This is a genomic window from Shewanella sp. S23-S33, assembly GCF_043359565.1.
GTDB classification, from domain to species: Bacteria; Pseudomonadota; Gammaproteobacteria; order Enterobacterales; family Shewanellaceae; genus Shewanella; species Shewanella oncorhynchi.
Map to the genome: position 1 here is coordinate 17,815 of NZ_JBHFFD010000077.1, position 26,951 is coordinate 44,765.

23 protein-coding genes and 1 riboswitch are annotated in these 26,951 nt (G+C 44.2%); of the genes, 9 read left to right on the top strand and 14 right to left on the bottom strand.

What is annotated here, in order from left to right; all coding sequences use genetic code 11:
• Nucleotides 1-19: 19 nt before the first annotated feature.
• Nucleotides 20-757: an EAL domain-containing protein gene (locus ACHA99_RS22200; protein WP_393945024.1), complete on the bottom strand. Its 738-nt coding sequence runs from the start codon at nucleotides 755-757 to the stop codon at nucleotides 20-22.
• Nucleotides 758-983: 226 nt separating this feature from the next.
• Between ACHA99_RS22200 and ACHA99_RS22205 the strand changes: the two genes are divergently transcribed.
• From ACHA99_RS22205 to ACHA99_RS22220, 4 genes are all read left to right on the top strand, one after another.
• A complete protein-coding gene (locus tag ACHA99_RS22205) occupies nucleotides 984-1,703 on the top strand; it encodes a hypothetical protein (RefSeq protein WP_393945026.1) in 720 nt (239 codons plus the stop codon).
• 21 nt (nucleotides 1,704-1,724) lie between these two features.
• Nucleotides 1,725-2,213: a CS1 type fimbrial major subunit gene (locus ACHA99_RS22210; protein ID WP_168826436.1), complete on the top strand. Its 489-nt coding sequence runs from the start codon at nucleotides 1,725-1,727 to the stop codon at nucleotides 2,211-2,213.
• A 104-nt stretch (nucleotides 2,214-2,317) separates the two neighbouring features.
• Entirely contained in the window at nucleotides 2,318-4,786 is a 2,469-nt protein-coding gene (locus ACHA99_RS22215; RefSeq protein ID WP_393945028.1) for a CS1-pili formation C-terminal domain-containing protein, read from the top strand.
• A complete protein-coding gene (locus ACHA99_RS22220; RefSeq protein WP_393945030.1) occupies nucleotides 4,747-5,994 on the top strand; it encodes a hypothetical protein in 1,248 nt (415 codons plus the stop codon). The genes ACHA99_RS22215 and ACHA99_RS22220 overlap by 40 nt, the downstream gene beginning before the upstream one ends.
• 2 nt (nucleotides 5,995-5,996) lie before the next feature.
• Here the strand turns inward: ACHA99_RS22220 and ACHA99_RS22225 are convergent, their stop codons facing one another.
• The gene (locus tag ACHA99_RS22225; protein WP_393945032.1) at nucleotides 5,997-6,635 is read right to left on the bottom strand and encodes a response regulator; all 639 of its coding nucleotides are present in this window, start codon (nucleotides 6,633-6,635) and stop codon (nucleotides 5,997-5,999) included.
• A gap of 163 nt (nucleotides 6,636-6,798) precedes the next feature.
• Here ACHA99_RS22225 and ACHA99_RS22230 point away from each other — a divergent pair, with 163 nt between their 5' ends.
• Nucleotides 6,799-10,158 (top strand): response regulator, encoded by a 3,360-nt coding sequence (locus tag ACHA99_RS22230; protein WP_393945034.1) that lies wholly within the window; start codon nucleotides 6,799-6,801, stop codon nucleotides 10,156-10,158.
• 41 nt (nucleotides 10,159-10,199) lie between these two features.
• On the opposite strand, the gene ACHA99_RS22235 is transcribed toward ACHA99_RS22230, so the two are convergent.
• The 7 genes from ACHA99_RS22235 to moaA all read right to left on the bottom strand — a co-directional run bounded on the left by ACHA99_RS22235 (nucleotide 10,200) and on the right by moaA (nucleotide 15,144).
• Nucleotides 10,200-11,303, bottom strand: a complete 1,104-nt coding sequence (locus ACHA99_RS22235) for an ABC transporter ATP-binding protein (protein ID WP_393945036.1) — start codon at nucleotides 11,301-11,303, stop codon at nucleotides 10,200-10,202.
• Nucleotides 11,284-11,964: a molybdate ABC transporter permease subunit gene (modB, locus tag ACHA99_RS22240; protein ID WP_106648406.1), complete on the bottom strand. Its 681-nt coding sequence runs from the start codon at nucleotides 11,962-11,964 to the stop codon at nucleotides 11,284-11,286. The genes ACHA99_RS22235 and modB overlap by 20 nt, the downstream gene beginning before the upstream one ends.
• A complete protein-coding gene (gene modA / locus ACHA99_RS22245; RefSeq protein ID WP_263196894.1) occupies nucleotides 11,964-12,767 on the bottom strand; it encodes a molybdate ABC transporter substrate-binding protein in 804 nt (267 codons plus the stop codon). Before modA ends, modB begins: the two co-directional genes overlap by 1 nt.
• Before the next feature lie 79 nt (nucleotides 12,768-12,846).
• A complete protein-coding gene (moaE, locus tag ACHA99_RS22250; RefSeq protein ID WP_105251085.1) occupies nucleotides 12,847-13,314 on the bottom strand; it encodes a molybdopterin synthase catalytic subunit MoaE in 468 nt (155 codons plus the stop codon).
• 1 nt (nucleotide 13,315) lies between these two features.
• A complete protein-coding gene (gene moaD, locus ACHA99_RS22255; protein WP_105251084.1) occupies nucleotides 13,316-13,567 on the bottom strand; it encodes a molybdopterin synthase sulfur carrier subunit in 252 nt (83 codons plus the stop codon).
• 23 nt (nucleotides 13,568-13,590) lie between these two features.
• Nucleotides 13,591-14,067: a cyclic pyranopterin monophosphate synthase MoaC gene (gene moaC / locus ACHA99_RS22260; RefSeq protein ID WP_006079755.1), complete on the bottom strand. Its 477-nt coding sequence runs from the start codon at nucleotides 14,065-14,067 to the stop codon at nucleotides 13,591-13,593.
• 96 nt (nucleotides 14,068-14,163) lie between these two features.
• Nucleotides 14,164-15,144: a GTP 3',8-cyclase MoaA gene (moaA, locus tag ACHA99_RS22265; RefSeq protein ID WP_105251082.1), complete on the bottom strand. Its 981-nt coding sequence runs from the start codon at nucleotides 15,142-15,144 to the stop codon at nucleotides 14,164-14,166.
• Nucleotides 15,132-15,265, bottom strand: a riboswitch (molybdenum cofactor riboswitch). Its footprint overlaps the gene before it by 13 nt.
• Before the next feature lie 247 nt (nucleotides 15,266-15,512).
• Here moaA and ACHA99_RS22270 point away from each other — a divergent pair.
• Both ACHA99_RS22270 and ACHA99_RS22275 read left to right on the top strand, forming a co-directional pair.
• Nucleotides 15,513-17,162, top strand: coding sequence for an electron transfer flavoprotein-ubiquinone oxidoreductase (locus ACHA99_RS22270; RefSeq protein ID WP_393945040.1), 1,650 nt, complete (start codon nucleotides 15,513-15,515; stop codon nucleotides 17,160-17,162).
• Nucleotides 17,163-17,510: 348 nt separating this feature from the next.
• The gene (locus tag ACHA99_RS22275) at nucleotides 17,511-19,427 is read left to right on the top strand and encodes a methyl-accepting chemotaxis protein (protein ID WP_393945042.1); all 1,917 of its coding nucleotides are present in this window, start codon (nucleotides 17,511-17,513) and stop codon (nucleotides 19,425-19,427) included.
• A gap of 76 nt (nucleotides 19,428-19,503) precedes the next feature.
• Here the strand turns inward: ACHA99_RS22275 and ACHA99_RS22280 are convergent, their stop codons facing one another.
• From ACHA99_RS22280 to ACHA99_RS22295, 4 genes are all read right to left on the bottom strand, one after another.
• Nucleotides 19,504-19,860, bottom strand: a complete 357-nt coding sequence (locus ACHA99_RS22280) for a DUF4870 domain-containing protein (RefSeq protein ID WP_105251079.1) — start codon at nucleotides 19,858-19,860, stop codon at nucleotides 19,504-19,506.
• 36 nt (nucleotides 19,861-19,896) lie between these two features.
• Nucleotides 19,897-20,592: an MOSC domain-containing protein gene (locus ACHA99_RS22285; RefSeq protein WP_393945044.1), complete on the bottom strand. Its 696-nt coding sequence runs from the start codon at nucleotides 20,590-20,592 to the stop codon at nucleotides 19,897-19,899.
• Nucleotides 20,593-20,727: 135 nt separating this feature from the next.
• Entirely contained in the window at nucleotides 20,728-22,188 is a 1,461-nt protein-coding gene (locus tag ACHA99_RS22290; RefSeq protein ID WP_105251077.1) for a diguanylate cyclase, read from the bottom strand.
• A gap of 315 nt (nucleotides 22,189-22,503) precedes the next feature.
• The gene (locus ACHA99_RS22295; RefSeq protein WP_393945047.1) at nucleotides 22,504-23,355 is read right to left on the bottom strand and encodes a PfkB family carbohydrate kinase; all 852 of its coding nucleotides are present in this window, start codon (nucleotides 23,353-23,355) and stop codon (nucleotides 22,504-22,506) included.
• A gap of 361 nt (nucleotides 23,356-23,716) precedes the next feature.
• Here ACHA99_RS22295 and ACHA99_RS22300 point away from each other — a divergent pair, with 361 nt between their 5' ends.
• The gene (locus ACHA99_RS22300) at nucleotides 23,717-23,899 is read left to right on the top strand and encodes a hypothetical protein (protein ID WP_105251075.1); all 183 of its coding nucleotides are present in this window, start codon (nucleotides 23,717-23,719) and stop codon (nucleotides 23,897-23,899) included.
• 39 nt (nucleotides 23,900-23,938) lie between these two features.
• On the opposite strand, the gene ACHA99_RS22305 is transcribed toward ACHA99_RS22300, so the two are convergent.
• Nucleotides 23,939-24,334: a hypothetical protein gene (locus ACHA99_RS22305; RefSeq protein WP_219234738.1), complete on the bottom strand. Its 396-nt coding sequence runs from the start codon at nucleotides 24,332-24,334 to the stop codon at nucleotides 23,939-23,941.
• 365 nt (nucleotides 24,335-24,699) lie between these two features.
• On the opposite strand from ACHA99_RS22305, the gene ovoA reads away from it, so the two are divergent.
• A complete protein-coding gene (gene ovoA, locus ACHA99_RS22310) occupies nucleotides 24,700-26,814 on the top strand; it encodes a 5-histidylcysteine sulfoxide synthase (RefSeq protein ID WP_393945049.1) in 2,115 nt (704 codons plus the stop codon).
• Nucleotides 26,815-26,951: the final 137 nt, after the last annotated feature.

Consider the following 26,951-nt stretch of genomic DNA (forward strand, 5'->3'; position numbering starts at 1 on the left):
AGTGCGTGATTCGTCCTAACTATCCCCAGTGTGAAATCGGCGCAGGCATAGCATGGGCATACCCCTGTTGATAATCGCATCCCAATAAGGTTGCCACATCAATGTGCGTCAAAGTCTCCACACCTTCACAAACAACCTGCATTCCTAATCGCTGTAAATACTCAACTAAGCTCGTCAACATACGCATTGAATGTGAAGAGCGACAAGCTTGCAGCAAAAGGGAACGGTCTAACTTGATGACATCATAGGGCAATACCATCATACGCAAGAAATTACATTCTTGGGTGCCAAAATCATCCAGTACGATGCTGGCTCCTCGTGCCCGTAACATTTCAATCAATTCATGCTGTTTATCATCTAATAAAGTGTGTTCTAACACTTCAAACCAAATTTTGATGCACAGCACTTTTGCTTGAAGCAACAGCATTTGTAATAAATTTTGATAAGTCACACTGTATGGCATGGGATTTAAATTAATGGACAGTATGCCAACGCCTTGATCGGCCAATCGAGGTAAGTCTTTGATAATCGACCTCAACATCCATATATCAATGTGCAAAGAAGCATTTTTATCTAACAATAAAAAATCAATACCTGTATATGCATGACGCTTGGCATCCCAACGGCGTGCAAGTGCTTCATATCCTATAACGGTTTTATCAACCCCGATAATAGGTTGATAAAAAGGCATAACCACATCAGACATAATGCAGCTTGCAATATCTTCACTCACTTTTTTACGCTTAACTGACAGCATAGATACCTACAGAATATTAATAATCTGATTTATTTTAACTAAATTGGCACTCGCTTCTATCAGATAAATCCTAAAAACAAAAAATCACTAACTTTATTATAGGACTATTCCTATTAACGCATAAAAATCACCCATATAAAATACAGCTAAAATGTTGTTCCAATCGAACAGCAACATCAACCAAAAATGAAACCAAGGCAACTCAATACAAGGTAACTCAATAATAATGCGATTATATTTAGCGCTGTTTGGTATTATTTTTTATAGCTCTCAAGTTTATGCTGCGGCAGAAATAAGCATAGGCACCTTATTTGACTACATGCCTAGCAATAAAACCACTTATTTGAAAAAAATAATGAACATGGGCAATTCAACCGCATTTATTAAAATATCTATCAATGAAATAAAATATGATGAACATGGTCTGCCATACGAAGTACCTGAACAATACGCAGAAAACCGCGCCTTGATAGCTAGCCCGTCTCGCTTAATTATTCCAGCCAAGGGAGTACAAGCAACGAGATTATTATTCTTAGATAAAAAAGACACAGAACGTTACTTTAGAGTTCGCTTTGTACCAGTGCAGCCAAAAAACAATGATGGATTTGATGAGCAAAAAAATGAACAAACGCGTGAAGAACTCACTGCCGGAATACAAATACTAACAGGTTATGGGGCATTTTTATTTATCACCCCAGAAGAACCTAAATACTCGACTGAAATAACGGAAGACAAAAATAGCGCAGAAATAAAAAATAACGGGAATACGACTATTGTTTTAGATTTTTTTGAATCATGTAACAAAAAAACCAAAGAGTGTTCCACAGCGACCAAATTGCACATCTTACCCGGCTCAAAAAAGCAACTGGTAAAAAATAGTAACGAAAGCTATCACTTTCAATTGATTGAAGGTGATAAAACCAAAAGCATAGTTATTGGTAACTAATGCATCCTAAAGGAGACTGTAATGAAAATATGGAAAGCGGCCCCAATAACCTTATTAGTGGCCATGAACTCATTTGCGGCTGAAAAGATTGAACATCAAGTCACTGTGATTGCACAAATTCCGTCAGAGAACTTTTTTGTGCAACCAACAGGCAATGATAACTGGATCAACAGCCAGCAAAAGTTAGCATATAACGCCCATACAAAAAAGCTAGATCAATTAAATAAGCAACTAGAAGTTAAAAGTACTATTGGTGCTATTACGGGTTACTTATCAAACCCAGCCATTATCGCCAGTGGCAATGATAATATTGCACTAACAGTTAAAGTGGGCGGTATTGAACTGAAGACATCTGCGACTGAATTAGTCGATGTCGACAATGCTAAAACGGGTAAAACCCTTGCACTAGAGATCATTCCTACTGCGCCAGCAAGCGGCTATGTAGCAGGTAACTACCAAGGCATGGTCAATATGATTTTCGAATCGGAAGCGCCAATTAAAAAACCATAGAGATTTATTAAGTTAAATTTCAAAAAAGCTCCCGTAAAGGGAGCTTTATTAATTTTCAAGTTAACGACTCATGCTTTTCATTTTTTCGATATGAGGCAACACACTTGTCATCTTTGATCCTGACTATTCTGATCGCAACGCTAATCTTTAGCTCTTGCTCTTTGGCTAATAGCACGCCGTCAGACTCACTCAAGCTGCTAAAGCAATATCAAGACTTGCCTGATGGATTTTCTGAGCATTTTTTTAATGCCCCATTAACAGTAAGAATCACCATCGATAATAAATTGCTTGGCGAAGGTGAAATAGTGTTAGGACTCGATACCAGTGTGCAACTATTAAAACTCGTTGACGTGAGCGAAAGCGATCTTGACGAACGTCAGCAACAATTATGGATAGCGCAATTAAACCAGAAACATAAATTGGGTTTGTGCCCAAAAGGCTGTCAGGGCGGCATATTAGCGATTGAATATAATTTGGAGAATTCTCAATTATCTATTTTAACGGCCAATATCGAAAAGCAGCCATCAAGCTCGCACTACTATGCCTTGCCTGAACAGGGAAGCTACGGTGCACTATTTCGACAACAACTCAATTGGAGTCAATCCAATGAGAGCGATTACGCAGGCCGTTATAATTTGCAAGCCCAAGCAAGTTTAGGCCAGTGGACCACACTACTTGAAGGTGAAGTCACTCAAAATAATGAAGAGACACTCAACTCGACTATTCAACAGTTGTATACAGAACGTCAAAACGAAGGACGCTTCTATCGACTCGGGTATTTCTCCCCTTATGCCCAAGGTTTAGTTCGTCAGCCCATCATTTATAGCGGCAGCTCACAAGCTGTGATGGGCGTGATGTTGGGTGACTCTAATCAGTTATTGGTCGATCAAGCCTATGCCAGTGCCACACCGATTTATGTCACTCCGAATCGTGCAGGTATGGTAGAAATCTACCAAAATGGGCAATTGATCAACTCGCAACAAATTAACGCGGGCTTACAAGCCATTGATACAAAAGTATTACCATCTGGCATATATGAAGTTGAAATTCGGATTCTAGAAGATGGCCAAGTCACTGAACGTCGTCGAGAAATCATTAACAAACCCATTCAATGGCAAAACACTGAAGAACCCTTTCGGGTGAACTTGTTTGCTGGAGAAAAGTTACAAGATATAACGAATTGGGATGATGAAAGCAGACGCGGACTCAGCACGGGGGTACTCGCAAACTACTTATTAACATCGGCGATCATCCTTGGCGCTGCGGCTCAATTTATGGATAAAGGTTGGCACTACAGCGTTTCGGCTGATTGGGACTGGAACCAACAACTGCGCTTTTTTGGTAACTGGGTGATGAATGAGCAACAGGGCAGCGATTTTGATTTGCAAGCAGTTTATAGCTACAGGCAAGGTAGTTTTGTACTCAGCCATCAGCAACAACTCAGCCAATCGCAAAGCAGTGATATTACGAACTCTAATCCCCAAAAGACGAGTGCATCGCTGCAACATAACCTAGGGAGAGGTCACTCTATTTCCGCCTATTTGTCACATCAATCTGAGCAAGGTCAAGGTATTGACTTAGGTTGGCAGTACAACGGCAAACTCTGGGGACGCCAAATGAGCTGGAGTTTAAATGCGTTCGATCGTCCCGGCAGCATTAACACTTCAGGCCAGCGCGACCAAGGCGGAGCACTTTATTTCAGTATGAACTTAGGCGATCAAACGCGTCGAATGGGTGGTGGTTTAGGCAGCAGAACTTCACGTTCTGGCGGGCAAGAACAGCATGCCTATGTTGATTACCAACAGCAACTAGACTGGCGTGGCATTGAAACCATAGGGATGGGGCTAAATACGGATAGCTATGGGGTTGGTGCAACCGCCAATAGCCGCTTTAGCAACGATATTGTTAGCGGGGATGCCTATGCACAGTCATCGTCCTATAACAGCGGCATCACAGGCGGCATAAACCTCGATAGTATGGTTGCACTGGGGCAACAAGGTGAACTCAGTATCTCAGGCCAAAGCCAAAACCACGATGCGGGCATGATAATCGATGTCATGGCTGATACCCCAGACATCATTTTACAAGCAGAAGATGAGCACGGTGGCAGTGTCACCTTAAAGCCTGGGCGCAACTTAGTGCCAGTGACCGCCTATCGCAGTGGTAGCGTACAACTCGCCATACAGGACTTTGATGACACACCTTCAGTCATCCAACCGAGCGTATTGCACTACCACCTCAATAAGGGAGGAGTCAGTTACCAACAAATCAGAGTCATGAAGACTGTCACTGTGATTGGCCGCTTAGTGAATCAACAGGGATTGCCACTTAAAGGCGCGCTTATCGCCAACCATGCGGGACGAAGCTTGAGTGAGGCCGATGGCTTTTTTGCCGTCGAAATGAGTGAACACCATCCGAGCTTGCAAGTGGAGTATCAAGGTATACAAGAGTGCAACCTTGAACTCGATTTACACCGAGTAAAACGTGAACAGAACCTATTGCTATTAGGCAATATCACTTGTAATGCCCAAACATGGGCACAACAAACATTAACAGAGAACCTAGCCAAGTGAATTATAGTTACGCTTTATATGCCTTGATGGGACATCTACTACTCAGCCCATTAACAGAGGCAGCTACAATTCAAGTTACTGCTGAATATAAACCTGCACCCTATGATATTAATGGTAGTAAGTTTATTAACACGACACCATGTTCAGTGCCTGAAGCTACGAACGGTGATTTTTGGTGCAAAGGTACAGCCTCATTAGACAAAGAACAAGCTATTAGTATACCGACAAACATCACCTCAAGGCTCATTAGTAATGATGGTAAATTAGAACATGCGATCACATATCAAAAATTTACCGGAGAGAAAACTATTGAATTAACTAAGGTAGGAAGTGGCAAAGTCCATAAAATGAAGTTTCAATTAACGCAAATCGGTTCAGCTCAAACACCCAATATAATAAAAGAGGCTGGCACAACTGGAACGTACTGGCCTGAACATAATGTGCAAGGTGATTGTAACTTTAGACTAAACATATGGGCAGGCGCTTGGTCATTGGATTATTTCTACGACATAAAAAATGCCAATCAAAAATCTGGTGGAGTGTGTTATTACAATAAATTCCAATCATCTTTCTCTTCAGACAAAATCACTCTTAGAAGAATTTATATTGGCTATAAGCTGCAACCCCCCGATCCTTTAAAAATGGAAAATGGCACTTATAAGGGCAGCTTAACGTTGAGCCTTGGACGCAATAAAGATCTCGATTTTGGCGATGCGACCTATTCAGACTCAAACGTAACGATAGAATTTTCTTTAAGGGTCACGCATCAACTTAAAGTCGAATTCCCTGCTGGCAGCAATAAAGTGATATTGCAACCGCCCAAGGGCTGGTTTCAATGGATGAATAGTGGAAAAACACCCCCAAACTTGAAAGCTGAATTGCCGTTTAAGCTTTGGTTTAGCGCACCATTTGATGTTTCATTGAGTTATTGCCAATATCAAAACAATGGCCAGTGCCAACTCAACAACATTAAAAACAGTCACAAAACAAATATTGAAATCAGTTATATCAATGGTGAAGGAAAATCAATACTGCTATCAACATCAAAGTACCATTTTACAAATATTGATGGAGCATATATCAATGTTGCAAGAAAGCTATTGTTTGAAATTAGCAAAACCAACTTAACTGAAATGATGAAATATCCAGGAAGCACTTACCAAGGGGATGTGACGATTATGTTCGAGGCTGAAATCCCTCCACTTTAACATTAAAACAAGCCCTGTTGCTGTGCATAATGAAACAACTCACTGTCACTTTTTAAACCAAGCTTTTGCATTGCATTGGTTTTTTGGGTGCTAATGGTTTTTACACTGCGGTGTAAATAACTGGCAACTTGAGTCACTGACATGCCATTTGCCAGTAAACGTACCACTTCTAGTTCTTTCAATGAAAGTTCGACTGGGGTGACATATTGATTAATGCCTTGTTCATTTAACAGTTCACGAACGGTTTCACCTATGTAAACAGAACCTAATAATACTTTTTTAACTGTTTTTTCTAATTCGGCAATGACTGATTTTTTTAATAATAAGCCTTGTATTCCAATCTGTAACAGCGCTTGTAATACACCTAAATTATGTACTTGAGTCAACACTATTATGGGTAAATTTGGATATTTTCGTCTTAGCTGTTTAATCATGGCCATACCATCGACATTGTCATCATTAGGCATACTAAAGTCTGTGATCAATAAGTCACATTCATGTTGCTCTAATGTACGCCATAATTCGGAAACATTATTTGCTTCAGCAACAATGTCACAACTTGGCTGCATTTCAGCCATCAAACTACGCACGCCAGTGAGTATAATAGGGTGATCGTCGGCAAGGATGATCTTAAAAGCCATATATAACTCCTCGTGATAATGTGAACTTATGGATGCCTTATCTATACTACTTGGCATCGGTGTTTTTTTCGAGACTTAATACACTTTGGTCATAGAGATGAGTGCTACTCAAAAAATGCGTTACCAACTTCTTTGCATCTTCAGTTGCTTATCCCTGCTATGCATGACTTTTATCACACATGCCGAACAGCCCAAAACCACAACAATTAGAGTAGGCGTACTCGCCAACGGCTGGGGACCTTTTCAACAAATTAATGACCAGATAACAACGGGATTTAGTGTCGAACTCATACAACTGCTCGCCAAAAATCTTAATTATCAAATTGACTGGAAGGTTTATCCCAATTGGATGAGCCTCTATTCTGCTGGCTGTAATGGGGAAGTCGATGTCTTGCTTGACGCTTTTCGTACTGTTGAACGTACTCAATGCCTTATGTTTAGCCGCTCATACTACACCTCCCCTACTGTTGTCGTTATTCGTTACGACAGCCGATTTTTTCGCGATGTGAGTGAATTTGGCCAAGCTCGGATCGCCGTTGAAAAAGGATTCTCGACTGAGAAATTAGTCAAACTGCATTATCCAACCGTAACAGAAGTAACATTTTCTAATACAGAACAAGCACTTTCCTCCGTCATTGATAAAACGACCGATGCCTATATCGGTAATCTTCATGTTGCAAACCAATACATTAGTGCACACCCTGAACTTCTTATCGTTGCCCAAGCCCCCCTGATGATGGAAAACTTACATTTAGGGATCACGAAGAACAATAGCCTGCTTGTAACACAACTCGATAACGCCTTAATGGCTCTGAGTGTAGAAGAGCGCAATGCTCTCGAAGTGACTTGGCTAGGTATGGGCGATCTTCATTTTTTAGGCCACAGTAATTTTCTACTTAGACCCAATGAACGCGAATGGCTGGCAGGTTTACCTTCACTCAGAGTCGGATTTGTAAGTCATTGGATGCCATTCTCTTCGGTTAACAATAAAGGCATCTTGGTTGGTTTACTTGCTGATTATCTTGAACAATTCAGAGAAAAGCTAGGGCTAGATTATGCGGCACAAAAAACCAGAACGTGGGATGAAATCCAAAGCGCACTTGTTAACCATGAGATTGATCTCGCCATTATTCCAACGCGATTGAAAGCACAATATCCAGACTGGCACATGAGCGAAGTGTTTACGTCTTTCCCTATTGTTATAGCCACTGCCCGCAACAGTCCGCGAATCGCGGGGCTGTCAGAACTGAACTTTCAACGCGTGGTCATCACAGATAATCTACTGCTGCCAAGCATTAAAAAAGCCTATCCGAATATCGATGTTGTAGTTTCTGCCAATCCCGACGAAGGTCTGACCTTAGTCGCAAAGGGCAAAGCAGCGGCTTACATAGGTAATTTGGCCGTTGTGACTATGCTCATCGACGACAAATTTGACGATGAATTACGAGTAGCGGCACCAACACCTTATAAAGATGAACTCGCTGTTGCCGTTCGTGAACCTTATTGGCCACTTATCCCATTAATTAACCGTGTTTTCTCCAGTATGAGTGAGAAAGAAAAACAGCAGATCCGCAATACTTGGCTAGCCGTAAATTACAGCGAAGGCATCTCTTGGCACACCTTACTCAAAACACTACTGCCAATTGCGATAGGTTTACTGCTTTTCATTGGCGGCTTAACCATAGCCTATTTAAAACTCAGGCAAGAAATCAATAAACGGCGCATCGTCGAAAATGCTCTGGCCATCGCAAAAGAAAACGCCGAGCAAGCCACTAAAAGAAAAGCTGAATTTCTCGCAGCCATGAGCCATGAGATCCGCACGCCCATGAATGGACTCGTGGGTATGGCAGAGCAACTCAGCTTTACCCCTCTTGGTATAGAACAAAAACAAATGGTGCAAATCATTAGTAATGGCGCGGAAGAAATCCTCCAAATCATTAATAATATTCTCGATTTTTCTAAAATAGACATGGGGAAAATGCGCTTAGAATCAACCCCTATTCTATTGCGTGAAGTTCTCGATAGTACGCTTAATATGGTCATGAATGATTTACGCACTAAAGGCTTAAGCCTCTACTTACACGTTGACCAAGGCGTAGCAGCACGGGTAACAGGAGACAGTCTTCGCATAAAGCAAATCCTATTCAACTGGGTAAATAACGCCATTAAATTCACTGAACGCGGGTTTATTGAAGTCTCAGTCAAGCTTGAAGCCGAACAAGAAGGTCAACAATTACTGCTCATTGGCGTACAAGATACGGGTATCGGCATGAACACTGAGACTCAAGCGCGAATATTCAATATTTTTGAGCAAGCTGACGTCTCGACAACACGTAGCTATGGTGGTGCAGGTTTGGGCCTTGCCATTAGCCATACACTCGCCGAAATGATGGGCGGCGACATCATCCTGAATAGCGCCCCTCATTTAGGCACATTTATTGGTTTACGCATTCGCTTACCTGTGGTGGCTCAGAATGAATTTGATGAGCAATTACAGGGATTAAAAGCATATATCGCCATCGGCGATATAAAACTACGTCACACTTTATCTTGGCATGTAGCTTCATTAGGCATTGTATTAACAGAGAATAAAGCCAATGCAGACCTGTTGTTTACTGATAATACTTCGGATGATCGGCAACACATACTCTGCACTCACTTTAATGAAGCACTGGGTTATAGATATCAAAATGAGCAATGTTTATTGAATGCTAACCCCTTAACATCACAGGCTGTGAAGGATGTGTGTTACATCAACATGGGGTGGATTGATACTATCGTCTCAACCCCGCAAAGGGATATTCAATTTAAGTTTAACTGGCCAGAATGCAAAATATTATTAGTTGAAGATCATCAACTTAATCAGATATTGGTGCAGCGACAGCTGAAACAGTTACGCCTAACATGCGATATCGCAGATAACGGTGCCCAAGCGCTCGCTCTCATGCAAAAGACTCAATATGACTTAGTGTTATGTGATTGCCGCATGCCAGTGATGGATGGCTACACTTTTTGCCAACAAGTGAGATCGCAGGAAATCGAGGGGCAACATATTCCCATCATCGCACTCACGGCCAACGTGCTAAATGAGCAGAAGCAAAGGTGCATCGCAGTTGGGATGGATGACTTACTGGCAAAACCACTGCACTTAGATGATCTGTATGAAATGCTTTTGAAATGGCTACCGTCTGCAAAACCAGCACTTATCGATATAAAAATATTAGAGGATGCCTTTGGTCGCGAAGAGACATTAAGCAAAATGTTATTAATGTTTAAAACTGAGCTCGAAACCTCACTTCAGGATATTCAACTTAAAACACCTCAACTTGCGGATAAGATCCATAGATGTGCTGGAACTATCAGTATGTTAGGGCTCACATCAATAGCAGAGCACGCTTGGATACTCGAAGAAAAAATGAGGCAACAGGGAAATAATAATGCTGAAGCAGAATTGGCTCAATTTCAAACGACAATAGCCCAATTGATAACTGAGCTAGACGCAATAATGCGAAATCGCACCTAATATGGTGGCAGGTTTACTCAAAGTTATCATGGTGGACTAAGCTATTCCAAAATATGAATTTGTTCTGATTTGAGTGCCACTGTGGTTTGCATCCCCTTAGTAAGAGCAAGCTTTTGGGCAAAATGCAGCGAGACTTCAGTGTTAAGTTGTAACGGAGTGCCAGTGACGTAGCAGATAAGCCGAACAGATTCGCCCATCACCAGCATAGCGTCGATCGTGACATCTAATTTATTAAAACTGCGGCATAAACGCCCTTTGGATATCGAATTAAAACGAATACCTTGATTGGGGATAACCCAACGGACTCGACTTCCCACAGGGCGATCTTTGCCATAGTCGCAGGCAATTAGCTGCTCACCAAATTTAAGCCAAGTGAGATTTTTAGTGCTGTCTTGAAATACCACTTCACCATCAAAAATATTTCTTAGCCCCATCTGCCTAGCCACAGCTTCATTTCGTGGCTGCGATAACACCTCGAAAGGTGCACCTTGCTGTAGCATCTTGCCTTGGCTGATCAAAATCATCGAATCAGCCAGCAGCAAGGCTTCATTTAAGTCATGGGTGACCATAATAACTGGGCAAAGTAACTGCTCTTTGAGGCGCGCAAGTTCAAGGTATAAACGCTCGCGAGTTTCCCTGTCCACCGCAGAAAAAGGCTCATCCAGCAACAAAACCGACGGTTCACGGGCAAGCGCTCTGGCAAGCGCAACGCGCTGGCGCTGGCCGCCCGATAAATGCGCCGGTAATCTATCGGGTAATCCCTGTAGATTGACCCGTTCGAGCCAATCTTTCGCGCGCGGTATGCGCTCCGATTTGGGGATATGGTCAAGTCCAGCGACTACGTTTTCTAAGGCAGTGAGATTCGGAAATAAGCCAAAATGCTGCGGCATATAACCGATATGGCGTTGCTGCGGGCTTAAGGCGATACGCGCTTTATCATCAAACCAAGGCCGATCGCCAAAGTGGATTTGTCCCGTATCGGGATGATTTAACCCAGCGATCATCCGTAGCAGCGTGGTTTTTCCACCGCCAGACGGCCCGACCACAGCAAGTACTTCACCCGCTTTACAGCGAAAATCGGCGTTGAGTTTAATGTGTTTATGATTTTGGATCTGACACTGCAGATCAGCGATGATTTGCGCCACGCTGACCTCCTAAACGCCGCGATAGACTGGTTGTTAGTGCTAACGCCGTCACGGCAAACAGCAATAAGACTAATGACATAGTGCCAGCGGCATTAAAATCGAATGATTGCACACTGTCATAAATTGCAATCGAAATCGTCTTAGTCTCGCCAGCAATATTACCGCCCATCATCAGCACAACGCCAAACTCCCCAAGCACATGGGAGAAGCACAGAACTAATGCCGTTAGCACACCCGGCCACACCATAGGCAATTCAATTTTAAGTAGAATTTTAAGTCGACTCATGCCGCAACAAGCCGCTGCGTCGCGAACATCATTCGGCACAGCTTCGAAGGCGCGTTGTATCGGCTGCACAGCGAAGGGAATATTGACTAAAACAGAGGCGATAACCAGACCAGAAAAGTGAAACACCAGTTGCTGACCCATGACTTGCTCAATCCATTGTCCGAGCCAACTTTGACTGCCAAGCCCCACCAGCAAGTAATAACCAATCACAGTTGGCGGTAATACTAAGGGCACCATGATCAGCGCCTCGACCCAAGATTTGCCGACAAATTGACGATAGGCTAATGCCCGTCCAGCCAAAATAGCTAAAGGAATCAACACTAAAACTGTGATGCCACTCAGCTTGACCGATAACCACAGTGCCTGCCAATCCATCATGGTTGCTCTGGCAATGAAAAACCATAATCGGCCAAAACACGACGAGCACTATCGGCTCTTAAATAATCGTAAAAATGCTGAGCAGTTTCACCCGCCTTGGCCATTAATGCCATACGCTGAAACAGTGGACTATGCATTTTTGCTGGCACTATGGCGTAATCGCTATGTTTGGCAAAAGTAGGAGACATAGCTAAAGAGAGCGCAATAATCCCGCCCTGGGTTGAACCACTAATCGCAAACTGCCCTGCTTGGGACACATTTTCCCCGAGGATCAATTTAGGTTGAATCGCATCCCACAACTGCACAAACTGCAATGCTTCTTTGGCCTTTTCGCCATAGGGAGCGTGATCAGGATTAGCAATAGCAAAACGGGTAATTTTTCCTGCAGCGAGTGCTTCGGCTAACCCCTTAAGTTCAGGATCAACGGACAAACGACCTGTTTTAGGTACAACAATAGCGAGTTGCCCTTGGGCATAAAGAACGCCAGCATCGCGGGCAACGCCAGCACTATGCAATTGCTGAATATATTTTTCATCCGCAGATAAAAATAATTCATAGGGCGCACCATTTTGGATTTGAGTAGCAAAATTGCCCGATGACCCATAGGATATTTTTACTTTTAGCCCAGTTTCATTGGTAAATTTTTGGCTAATATCATCGAGGGCAAAACGTAAATCAGAGGCAGCGGCAATTGCGGGAATCGCTGTATTATCAGCCGCTCGGCTGCTAGATGGCGCGACCGCCAAGCACCAGAGTAATGCAAAAACACAGGTATGGAAGAAACGGGTCAAACTCTGCATTGGGTCACCTTAGTGCAATATTCGCGCGGGTCTTAAACTGGCAAGCTGCGTTGCGACTACGAGTATCTCTGCCACGCGACTAGTCTTTGTGTTGCCATAGCTTAGCCGCTTGTTCATCGGCATCTTTCGCTTCAACCCAACTTTTACCTTGCTCGCCCGCTTCTAATTTCCAGAATGGCGCTTTGGTTTTTAAAAAGTCGATTAAGAATTCACAGGCAGCAAAAGCGGCCTTGCGATGGGCGCTGGTTACGCCGATAAACACAATCTGCTCACCCAAAGCCATAGTACCGACACGGTGAATAACCGTAACTTTATTAAGCGGCCAACGGCTACGCGCCTCGGCAACGATTTGTTCTAACACGGCTTCGGTCATGCCCGGATAGTGCTCTAAGGTTAAATCTGTCACCGCGGCGCCATCGTTAAAATCACGCACTTTGCCGACAAAAGTGACTACGGCACCATCGCTATCATCTTGAGCTAGCTGGCGATATTCGTCAGAAACACTAAAATCGACCTCTTGCACTCGAACTGCGGGTAATAAACGCATATTAACCTCCTGTAACCGGTGGGAAAAAGGCGACTTCATCACCATCGCTTACAGGTGTATCCCATTGGCTAATGGTCTGATTTACCGCCACCAGCAATTTGTCAGAGGTTAATACTTTAGCCCATTTGTCGTCGGTGGCCGCCAGCGTTGCCCGTAATGCTTCGGCAGTTTGTGTCTGCTCGCTCGCCTCTAGACTTAATTTAGCTGTGCCCAACAATTCTCGAACTTGAGCAAAAAACAACACGTTAATCATAGTCTTCTCTCGTTTTTGATCCGCTAAACCTTAAAATGTCCCGACTTGCCGCCACGCTTTTCCAACAGACGGACTTGGGAGATCACCATATCTTTTTGCACAGCCTTGCACATGTCATAGATAGTTAACGCCGCCACTGAAGCTGCAGTTAACGCTTCCATCTCTACGCCCGTTTTGCCGGATAACTTGCACAGGCTAGTAATACGCACGCGGTTATGTTCAGGTTGTGCCTCTAAATCGACTTCAACTTTCGTTAGCATCAGCGGATGGCAGAGAGGGATAAGGTCTGAGGTTTTTTTTGCGGCTTGAATGCCCGCAATACGCGCGGTCGCAAACACATCACCCTTGTGGTGGCTGCCACTCATGATCATCTCGAGTGTCGTGCTCGCCATCTCAATAAAAGCTTCTGCACGGGCTTCGCGCTCGGTAACGGCTTTTTCAGTTACATCGACCATATGGGCATTGCCATCGGCATTAATATGGGTAAATACATTGCTCATCGGAGCGATCCTTTAATTGAGGTCAAAACAGGATACAAGGGAAATTGAGCTTATACTCGCGCTAAATTGGCTATGGCAACAGACCTAAAACTAGGTCTAGCCGCCAATAGAGGCAAGATGCTGAGTGACACCTGTGATGCCTTGATGCAAGTAATGGGTTTCTTTCTTCTGGGCTAATTGACCGTGCAGACGCTCAATTAATTCCGCTTGCTGGTTAGAATGCTGTAGTAGATCACGTAAATCGACACCGGATTCCGTAAAGAGGCACAAGTGCAATTTACCCTTAGCAGATACCCGTAAACGGTTACAGGTAGCACAAAAATTATTGGCATAGGGCATGATCAAGCCGATACGGCCCTGATAATCGCTGCGGCTGAAATTTTGGGCTGGACCATCGGAGGCACTTGGCGTATCTAATTGCCAGCCATCTGCCAGTAACTGTGCTTTGATGTCGGCGCCCGCTAGGTGATGGGCTTCAAAATACTCACGACCAAGACCCGTTTCCATCAGCTCGATAAAACGCAGGTCGATTGGCGTGTGTTTAATCCAGTGTAAAAAACGTGGCAAATCTTTATCGTTTAAGCCTTTAAGCAGTACGGCGTTGATTTTTACTCGCTCGAAACCTGCCGATAAAGCGGCATCAATCCCCCGCATCACTTCGTCAAACTTATTTTCGCCGGTGATCTGGTAAAACATTTTGGGATCTAAACTATCCACGGACACATTGATACGACGCAAGCCAGCATCGAACCATTCTTTGGCATGCTTTTCGAGTCGATATCCATTAGTGGTCGTCGCAATAGTATGAATGCGCGGGTTATCAGCGACGACACGAATGATGTCGGTAAAGTCTTTACGCAGGGTAGGTTCACCGCCTGTAATGCGGATTTTTTGGGTGCCGACTTGGCTAAATGCGGAGACTAAGTTTTCTATCTCATTGAGAGATAAGAATTTTGGTTTACCTTCAGGATGATAACCATCAGGAAGGCAGTAACTGCATTTGAAGTTACAAACGTCAGTGACTGACATCCGTAAATAGTGAAATTTTCGACCAAAGCTGTCTTGTAATTGAGACATGATCACCTTTCCAAGTGTGGGAGGTGAGAGCATTTCTTATCCCACCCCGGTGGCATTATTACCACGGCTACACCTCCATATCTTTCGACTTAGGCAGGCAAGCTCGGAGAACCGTCGTCGGTGATTATAGGCCGAAAGTACTCACTAGCTATACCCCTAAACAGGTATTTATTAACCTAGATCACGCTAGCGTGAATAATCTGTGACAGTCCTCACCTAAAGATTTGTATTGAATTAGACTAAACAGCAGCTTAATCCACTGTGACCTTATCTTATTTTCAGGTAAGGTGGTGCAAGCAATAAAACGCCCGTTTACAAACTACAACACTCGATAAAAATCGGGGAAACGTGAAGGAAGAGGTGAACTGATGGAACGCGAATCAATGGAATTCGATGTTGTTATCGTCGGTGCTGGTCCAGCTGGCTTGGCCACGGCATGTCGATTAATGCAAATATCACAGGATTCAGGTAAAGAAATTACCGTCTGTGTGGTAGAAAAAGGCTCAGAAGTGGGCGCGCATATTCTGTCAGGCGCAGTGTTCGAGACAAAAGTGCTAGACGAGCTATTCAGCGACTGGCGCGAAAAAGATGCCCCAATAAAAACCGCTGTCACCCACGACGAAATCTACCTACTCAGCTCAGCCACCGACGGCCGAGTCATGCCTAATGCTTTTGTGCCAAAAACCATGCACAACGACGGCAATTTTATTATCAGCGTCGGTAATCTGTCCCGCTGGCTTGCCAATCGCGCAGAAGAACTCGGTGTCGAAATATTCCCCGGCTTTGCCGCCAGTGAACTGCTATTTAACGCCGATAACAGCGTTAAAGGTATTTTGATTGGCGATATGGGAGTGGGTGCCGATGGCGAACCCAAAGACAGCTTTATGCCAGGCATGGAGTTGCATGCTAAATATACCGTTTTCTCCGAGGGTTGCCGCGGCCACTTAGGCAAGCAACTTATCGAAAAATACCATTTAGATAATGGTAAAACACCACAGCATTATGGTTTAGGCTTCAAAGAAATTTGGAAAGTCCCCGCCGAGCAACACGAACAAGGCAAAGTCGTTCACACAGGTGGCTGGCCATTAACCGAGGGCGCATCGGGTGGCGGCTTCCTTTATCACATGGAAGATAACCAAATTGCGGTCGGCCTTATTATTGATTTGAACTACAAAAATCCGCATCTGAGCCCATTTGACGAATTCCAGCGCTATAAAACCCACCCTGTGATTGCTAAGTATTTAAAGGGTGGCGAACGCCTTAGTTATGGCGCCCGCGCGATTACTAAAGGCGGCTTAAACTCACTACCTAAGATGAGTTTTCCTGGTGGGCTGATCATAGGCTGCAACGCGGGTACGTTGAACTTTGCGAAAATCAAAGGCACTCACACTGCGATGAAGAGCGGAATTGTTGCAGCAGAAACCTTAGGTAAAGCCATGATGGCAGGGGTTGAAGGCGGTAAAGATCTCGACTGTTACCAAACCCACCTTGAAGAAAGCTGGCTATACAAAGAATTGCATAAATCCCGCAACTTTGGTCCAGCAATGCACAAATTTGGTACCTATTTAGGCGGCGCCTTCAACTATATAGATCAAAACTGGTTTGGCGGAAAGTTCCCTATCACACTGCGTGATGAGCACCCAGACTATGCGCAAATGGCACCTGTGAGCGCTTACAGCAAGATTGATTATCCAAAACCCGATGGCAAGCTTAGCTTCGATAAACTGTCCTCAGTGTATCTGTCGAGCACTTATCATGAGGAAGATCAGCCATGCCATTTACGTCTCAAGGACAGCAGCATTCCACTGGGCATTAACTTGACTCAGTTTAATGAGCCAGCACAGCGTTACTGCCCAGCAGGCGTGTATGAAATCGTCGAAGAGGCGGGTCAACCCAAGTTTGTAATCAATGCGCAAAACTGCATTCATTGCAAAACCTGCGACATTAAAGATCCGAGCCAAAACATCACTTGGGTTACACCGGAAGGTGGTGGTGGTCCAAACTACCCCAACATGTAACATTTGGATGATAAATGTAAATAATGGCGCTCAGTGGAGCGCCTTTTTTTCACCTTTTACACGAATAGTTCACTTTTTTTGCTTGCCCTTACTCGCGACATTGGCCACAATTGCCACACAAAAAAGAGTTCGTTTTCAATCACCATCTCATTTCCATCTATACTCTACATAATTAGATCTACAGCAAGACCAACAGGTTAGGCCAAATAAGTGTTCTATACGCTGTTTTATTCGGCAACCGGCCTAGACTAAGGTTAACTTTTAACATTTCTGTCCGATAATCTTTTACCGTACAAGAGTGCGTTGACCGATAACTCAAAATAGTCCAACACAGGCATATTGATATTTATGATATTTAATAACCTCACCATTAAGCAGAAAATTCTGTTAACAGTGACATTTGCAGTACTGTTGTCGACCATACTCGTCGGCGTATTAAGCCAACGTAGCGCGAAAAATGTCGTACAACAAAGGATGTTAGGTTCGGAATTACCGAGCTTAATGATGCAAATTCGCAATAAGATCGATCTCGACATTTCCACTTTGATGAATGCTGCAGAGCAATTGGCCAGTAGCCGCATGTTACTGCAATGGCTAGAAGACGGTAGACCACAGGCCCAAGAACCCCAAGTCGTAGCCCAACTCAAAGACATCACTCGTCAGTATAAGCTAGCACAAGCTTCCTACGCAGATAGACAAACTGCCGCCTACTACACTCAAGATGGTTTTCTGCGAGTGCTCACTCCTGCGCAGGATGGCTGGTTTTTTGGTTACCGAGACAGTGGCCAAGAACGTATGTTGAACGTATTTACTGAGGCCAACGGCGAAGTCAAACTCTTCATCAACTACCAACAACCCAATGGTCGCGGCTTAGTCGGGCTTGCTAAATCACTCGATGACATGGTGCGTTTGCTGAGCTCGTTTAAGATTGAAGAAACTGGTTTAGTCTACTTAGTGGATGCTAAAGGTGAGGTAAAACTCCACCCAGATACGAGCCAAATTGGTAAGAGCAGCCTAAGCAACTTATACAAGGATGCGAGTTCAAGCTCATTATTAAACCGCAGTGATTTCAATCTGATCAATACCAAAATCAATGGCGAAAACATGCTGGTTGCCAGTAGTTATATCGCATCTATGGATTGGTACTTAGTCGCACAGGTGCCAGAGGCCGAAGTATTCGCACTATTAACCGAAGCGGCTTATCAGATCTTAATCTGGACGCTAATCATTGCAGCGGGCTTTATTGTACTCGCCATCGTGGTGGCAGGTTCAGTGAGTCGTCCTATTGCCCAAGTTGCCGCCATGTTCCACGACATAGGCGAAGGTGAAGGTGACTTACGCCAACGCTTACCTGTTAATGGTGAAGATGAAATTGCGCAACTCGCCAAGGGATTTAACAGCTTTATCAGCAAGATACAGGAATCTGTCATCGAAGTGGCACAAACCAGCGAACAGCTCGGTTTCTCGGCTAAGGATGTGTCGAATCAGGCACAGCAAACCTTAGAAGACAGCCACGAGCAGAAAGATCGCACTATGATGGTGGTAACGGCCATTAATGAAATGGGCGCGACGGTTAATGAAATTGCCAGTAATGCCGCCCAAGCTGCGGTTGCCGCCAGAGATGCAGATACTGAAGCCAGCAGCGGCCAAGTTGTGGTAACCCGTGCCCGCGATACCATTAACCAATTGTCAAAAGACGTTGGCCAAGTGGGTGAAGTGATTGAGTCCCTCGCGACCCACACTAAATCCATCGGTGGTATTTTAGATGTGATCCGCGCAATCTCTGAGCAAACTAACTTGTTAGCACTTAACGCGGCCATTGAAGCTGCACGTGCCGGCGAAGCTGGACGCGGATTTGCTGTCGTGGCCGATGAAGTACGTAACTTAGCCTCACGCACTGCGGCATCGACCAATGAAGTGCAAGGCATGATCGACAAACTGCAATCGGAAGCCAGCCGCGCGGTTAATGCGATGGCCCAGAGTCGTACCCGCTCCCACGAAGGCGTTGTGGCCGTCGATGAAGCCAGCAAATCGTTAATTGGCATTAGCGATCGCATTGGTCTTATCAGCGACATGAACATTCAAGTTGCTGCGGCAACGGAAGAACAATCCACAGTTGTGGAGGACATCAACCGTAACGTCACTGAAATCAATGACATTACTCAACGTACTGCCAATACAGCACAAGCGGCGGCACAGGCGAGTTTAGCCTTGAATCAACTGTCACACCGCTTAGATACCTTAGTGGCCAAGTTTAAGGTGTAAAACCTTAAAACTTACGCCATAAAAAACGCCTTAGATGTTTCCATCTAAGGCGTTTTTCTTTAATTCGCAGAGGTAATTAATCCATAGCAATAAATTTAATCGTTAATGGATAGCGATACACTTTACCTTCACTGGCCTTAATAATCGCCAGCACAGTGCACACCAAATCGAATATGCCGAGTATGGCTAAAAAGATGAAACCAATGCCGACCAAAGCTAATACGCCACTGATGATCACATAAATCAACAGGCTCAATTTAAAGTTCAAACAACTACGGCCACATTGATCGACAAATGCGGACTCTTCACGCTTCATCAGCCAAATGATCAAAGGACCAAGAATAGAGCCCAACGGCACTAGGTATCCAATAAAACTTGAGGCGTATACCAGTAAGCCAAAATCTTTATCACTTTTTGTAACGGGTTCAATCATAGGTCATCCCTGTTTTATCATTTTGAATATAAAGCCTTATTTTCCACTCGGCCCATATAAACGCATTTGCCAATCTTCTACTGTCTGCAATGCTAAGCGGCGTTGTAGGCTATTAACCCAACTCAGCGCTAATCCCTCGCAGGAAGCTAAACGATCATAGGCACTGGCATTAAACGTTGGCGAGAAATAGAGTGACATGGCCTCGGCAATACTGATATCAGTACGACGCTCAACTAATTCAATCTTATCGTTTAACTGAATAATCCCTGGGGTTAAGATTCTATAAAACCAACCACATAATTGGCTTTGCTGCATAGCGAGGGCGAATTCTCTGTGACCAAATTGCAGATTCAATTTAAAACAAGGTGAACGCGGCTGAGTCACTTGCACTTTTACTGCGCCAATTTGCAAGATATCGCCAATATTGACTTGAGTTTCGTTCAGTCCAACTGTGCTAATGTTCTCTCCCATGCTGGGCGCATCTTCGAGCTGGGTGATTAAGTCCCAACGACGATATTGGCCGTAGTGCTCGCGGGGGAAATGATGTAGCACGCGATCAAGGCCGCCATGGTGTTTTGGATCGGCCTGCGCGTCCCCTTCAACATGGTCGATATGCACTAACAGTTGTTGAGCCGCTTGCTTACCATCAATCCCCGTAGCAACACCGGACATTTCTTGAAGATGAGTTCCTAAGTACAATCCAGACAACTTATTAATCAACAACTTTGACATCTGCAACTCCAAATCAATGACCTATCGCGCATTACTGTCAGAGTGTAAACCGCGATACGCCAATAACACAATCAACCCGCGCCATAACCCACAAAGGTAGGCTAAACATTGCTGCCAAGAAGAACCGAGTAGAGTCTATGAATGATTTAACACCACTTGATTTCGGCCCGCTTCTTTTGCCTGATACAAGGCCAGATCGGCACGTTTGATAAGGTCCTCCGCAGGCTCTTGCACTTGATGCTCAGCAACACCAATACTGGCAGTAATTGAAATGTGCAATCCATTCACTTTAATTTCCCGCTGGGAAATGAGGTCACGGATCTGTTCTGCCAGTTCTGCCGCTCGGGATAAATCCATCTCAGGGAGTAAAATTAAAAACTCCTCACCGCCCCAGCGACATAAAATATCCTGTTGTTGTAGTAAACCACGCAGCATATTAGTCATGGTTTTTAATACTAAGTCACCAATCCCATGCCCATAACTGTCGTTCACTTTTTTAAAGTGGTCGATATCCAACAAGAGTATTGAAATAGGCGATTGTGTCAGCTTAGCTTTATCTAACGCCTGCCTAAAGTACTCATCAAACACCTGACGGTTGGCGGCGCCAGTGAGCTTATCGGTAGACGCCATAATTTCTAGTTTGCGCTGATAACGACCTAAGGTCATGTTTGAGATGAATAAAATACCTAGAGTCACCATTAGGCTTAACGCCAAATTACCCCAAAACGTATTTAACAGTTCCCGCTCTTGTGGCGCATCCTCCTGCTCAACAATCAAATACCACTTAAACTCAGGAACTAAGCGACTATTGAGATAAACCGTTTTCCCGTTTTTCTGATAGCTAAAGGCGGCACTTGGGCTGGTTAAAATACGCGTAGCCAAATTATCAAGCCCTACGTTCGTTTGCAGCGAATCCGTACCGTCATATTGATCGCCATGCAAAGTGACATTACCTTGCCGATCCGTAAAGAACACTCGGCGGTTATAACGCTTTTGATATAACTCAATTAAGGCTTTAACCTTTTCAACCGCCAACCCCACACCGGTAACACCAATAAATTTTCCTTCAAAATCAAAAACCTTATAATTCACAAATACGGTTGTCTTACTGCGATCTGCCGTATCGGCATCAATATTGACCTCATAATGTTCAGATTCGGGTAAAGAGCGCACTCGAAAATACCAAGCATCGTCAGGCTCTACATCTTGAATTTGTTTTAAAATGCCCGTGGAATGGTAATAATTTCGACTTTTCTCAGACACAAAAAAGCTAGTGACTGTACCGTATTTTTCTTGGATTTCCTTAAGGTAACGAATGAGTTTTTCGGGCTCTTGCTCATGACTTAAGGTCCAATCCCGAACAAAGGTATCCTGCGCCATCAAGGATGAAATAAAGATGGGTCGTAACAAATCCTGTTGAATTTCTGAATAAATATTGTCACTTGTGAGCGGTAAGGTATTGCTCTCTATTTGCTGGCTCAGTGAATCATGAGCCACTTTGTAACTGATACCGCTGGTCACTAAAAAGGCGACCAAAAGCAAAACAGACAGAAGCCAAATAAATTTATTTTTATCATTCCAAGCGTTATTGCCCATTCTCAACTCCAAAGACTACAGAACACCTTGAGTGGCTTATTATTTTAATTTAACGATAACTATTTTAGTTGAATAAATGTTAACGCAATTGTGCCATGGCCGCACAAGATTTCTGTCGTATTGGCGTTCTACGATGGAATAACTTTATTTTGAGCAAAAAAATGCCTCGTTGGGGAAACGAGGCAAAAAACATACTAACCAATAAATGGGAGAAAAGTACAAGAAAACGTTAAGGGACAAGCTATGCGCCACAAGACATACTCTAGCAAGGACGTATGACAGAAAGATGACTCAAACTGCTCGCCCGCAGATTTATCATGCGATTTGCTTCGCCTCTAAATACTGTTTTAGTGCCTCACCCGGAATAGAACTATCAGTTGCCACCGCAAATGCCGCCCAAATCGCCCCTTCTGCCATGGCCTCAGTAATCGACTGGCCGATGCAGAGACTGTGGATCAACCCTGACGCATAGGCATCACCCGCGCCAGTGGTATCAACAACTGTGGCAGGGATAGCGGCAACATGCTGCACTTGATCGTGCGTGTAAACCTTAGCCCCATTGATACCATCGGTGACAATAAAGTAACGCAGACAATCGCCGCCAATGCTTTTGCCATATTCCCAAGATGCGCCATCACAACGCCCCTGAATATCACTCATGGAGGCCAATAAAATATGACAAGGTCTCTGTCTGTCGTCCTTGGCTAATTGCGCGACCACAAGACAATGTTCTAAAGCTGTTTTTGCCCAGCTGACAGAGCCTTCTGCGGAAGTATTAAAATACAGCGCGTCCCATGGCTGCCATTTCGGCGGTACAGATAATTCAAATATGGGTCTTTGTGGCCGAATAATGGTGCGCTCGCCGTCTGGCGTCATTACAAGCAGCATTTCGCATGTATTGCCGGTGCGGCGCTGCACTAAGCGACAATCGAGCCCTTGCGTACTGGCTTCTGCAATGAGCCAATCCCCCATGTCATCACGGCCCACTTGACTCACCAGCGCGACGCTATGCCCAGCCCAGACTAAACCTAATCCGGTATTTGCCCCACCGCCGCCGAGCCTTTGGCCGCCATCTTGATAATGGAAACGTCCACCTGTTTTTAAAGGTTTATCAAGCAGTAAGATCCGATCACAGTTGAGATTGGCAACTAACAGAATATTAGCCATTACAAGGCTCCAAAGGGCAAAAAAGCATCAAGGCCAGAAGATAAAAACAAAGAAATATCAATCTAGAGCAAAATGCTCACAGGCACAATCCAATCATCGAGATAGAAACACTATAAGGATATGGCAGCGCCTTGATGTAAGCATTTGTCCCGAAGAAGACGAGGAAAACAGTTATACACCCATACGGTATAACATAACTGTTAACTCTAACACTTTGTTTAAAATCGATTTATAGAAAAGATAACGTCTCAGGACAAAATGAAGCGTAACCATTTTGAAGCCGACTCGATTAATTATCAGTAGACATAGTTAAAATGCATGCAGGATACATATATTAAATTTATGAATGGAATCAAACGCTATGCTAATGGAAATATGGGATACCGCCGAAGAAAAATCTGAGCAGCTACGCCGTTATCAGCTCTGTATAGAAGAATTTAATGAATTGAATTTTCACGATGTTTATATTGCAGAAATCAAACAAGAATACCAACAACTTGCTGAACAAGTAAAAGTGCAGTCAACCTCGGATCCCGAGCGCTAACTGCACTTTGCCATCTAGTTACTCACGATAAACCTTCAATTACTTTATTGGCGTCAATGGTGATAAAGACGCAAATTGTACTGTTAATGTCCAATCTGTAATGACCATATCTGAAGGCTGCCAACTGTCATCAACCCACTCATAAACCAAGCCAGGATTTTCCTCTGCGTTGACTAACAAACGCCGTCCATCTTGCAACACAAGCGTATAATCGAGCCCCTGCGCATCGACACTTTCAATGTCCCCCAAGACATTGTGCTTAATGGCCGAAATAGTTCCGATTGCCTTAACGGCATCGTTTTCCTTTGCACCGCTGTAAAACTTTAACGCCTCGTTTGCGGCAGTCTTGTGAAAAACAAACTCCTCAGTCACACCCACTACGATCGACGGATCAAGCTCATACCAGGCGGGTATCCATAATGCGTTAATTGTCATCCCGTTATATCCTGCATAATAATTTTACGGACGGGATCATTCTGCCTTAACCCCGACAGAGAAAATACTCTTCAGGGATAAAATAATTTTAATCCCTGTAAGGAGTAGCATCACTAAATTGAGCGCATCACTTTCTTTGTAAGATAATCCCAAACCAGAGGGTCATACCTGAGATGCTTTAAGCTCCAGCACTGATGTTGGACTCAATTGGTCTTTCTGTTAGTTTGTAAAACACTTTGCCTCAAACCGACACATTAAGCTGACAAAGTGATCCTGAGCTCAGTAATCGCGTATAGAGTCACACACGATAGATTAATCTTCCCATGCTTGCACCGCAGGCCGATAAATACGGAGTTTACTTGTCTATGGATAAGCCCATAACGCAACCCCCTCAAACCCTTAAGCTCATTGGTGAAACTGAGGCCGGAAAGCGTCAAGAGCTTAAGCAATACTTTAATCAGACATGGGCTTTATACGAGTCTCTGTATGATTTGATCCAAGAAGATAGCGCCTATTACCTCAAAGCCGAGCCGCTGCGCCATCCGTTAATCTTTTACTTTGGCCATACGGCCACTTTCTATATCAACAAACTCAAACTCGGTAAATTTCTCGATGAACGAGTAAACGACAACTTCGAATCCATGTTCGCCATTGGTGTCGATGAGATGTCTTGGGATGATTTGAACGAAAAACATTATCCGTGGCCGGATGTGGCAGAGGTGCGAAGCTATCGCCAACAAGTTAATGCTGTCGTCAATCGTGTTATCGATGAAATGCCTCTAGCGTTACCTATCACTCAAAATAGTCCAGCTTGGATCATTTTGATGGGCATTGAACATGAGCGTATTCATTTAGAAACCTCATCGGTGATCATCCGCCAACTGCCGCTGGAATATGTCGCGCCCAACCACCTCTGGCCTGCGTGCCAAGACACCGCCCCTGCCGAGACCAACAGTTTATTGGCTGTAAAAGGGCAAAAAGTGACCTTAGGCAAAACTGAACAAGACCAAACCTACGGTTGGGACAATGAATACGGCCATAAAATATTTAACGTTAACGACTTTAAGGCTGCTAAATTCTTAGTCTCGAATCAAGAATATCTCGCATTCGTCGAGGCTGGCGGCTATCGCTCACACCAATTTTGGAATGAAGAAGGCCAAGCTTGGCTTGCCTATACCCAAGCACAAATGCCGCGTTTTTGGCGCTTAAGACAAGATAAATGGTGGCAACGTAACTTAGTGGAAGAAATTCCGCTGCCATTAAACTGGCCTGTTGAAGTGAATCAGCTCGAAGCTAAGGCTTTCTGCAATTGGAAAGCCGAACAAAAGCAAAGCAATATACGTCTATTAACTGAAGCTGAGTGGTACATCTTACGCGAGAATGTGCCCGCCGATGCGCCCGATTGGCATGAAGTGCCGGGCAATATTGCTTTGGCTTATTACGCCTCTTCTTGCCCAGTGAATCGCTTCGAACATAATGGCTTTTTCGATATTGTCGGTAATGTTTGGCAATGGACAGAAACCGCAATCGACGGTTTTGACGGCTTCGCCGTACACCCACTTTATGATGATTTCTCCACCCCAACCTTCGATGGCAAACATAATCTCATCAAAGGCGGATCGTGGATCTCTACGGGTAATGAGGCAATTGCTTCATCACGCTATGCGTTTCGTCGACATTTTTATCAACACGCGGGCTTTCGCTATGTGGAATCCACCCAAAATCCAGCTCAAATGGCCGAGGTCAATGTGTACGAAACGGATGAACTGATTTCCCAATACCTTGAATTCCACTATGGCGCCGAATATTTCGGGGTTGCTAACTTCTGCGTCAATGGTGTGCAGCAAGCGCTGAGTGAAATTCAATTGACTCATACAGCTAAAGCCCTCGATATCGGCTGCTCCGTTGGTCGCGCGAGTTTCGAACTGGCAAAAATGTTTGATCATGTTGATGGTATCGACTTCTCGGCGCGCTTTATTCAACAGGCCTATGCGCTGACAGAACAAGGTGAAAAACGTTACACCATACGTACCGAAGGCGACTTACAGGAATTTAAGAGTGCGAGTCTCGCGAAACTGGGATATGAGCTTGAGGCGAAAAAGGTCAACTTTATGCAAGGTGATGCCTGTAATTTAAAGCCCATCTACACAGGTTATGATTTGGTTTATGCCTCAAATCTTATCGACAGGTTAAACGAGCCTAAACACTTTTTAACCAGTATTGCCCAGCGGATTAATCAAGGTGGATACCTTGTGGTTGCCTCGCCATACACTTGGCTTGAAGATTATACGCCCAAGGATAAATGGTTAGGTGGCGTTAAAGTCAAAGGAGAGAACTTCACCACCTTAGATGGTTTGACCGAAACCTTGATCGGCCAATTTGAGCTGGTCGCAGTGAAAGAAATTCCCTTCGTGATCCGCGAGACTAAACGTAAATTCCAACATTCCATCTCAGAAATGACAATTTGGCGTAAACGTTAATGCTCACTCATGGGATAACCAACTGAAGTCCTGATAAAAATATCCGCCAGAAATCCATTTCTGGCGGATGTGTAACATCCAGCTCAGTCACATTTACAGCACCAACTAAGGTGAGAACACTGTAAATGCAGCGAAAA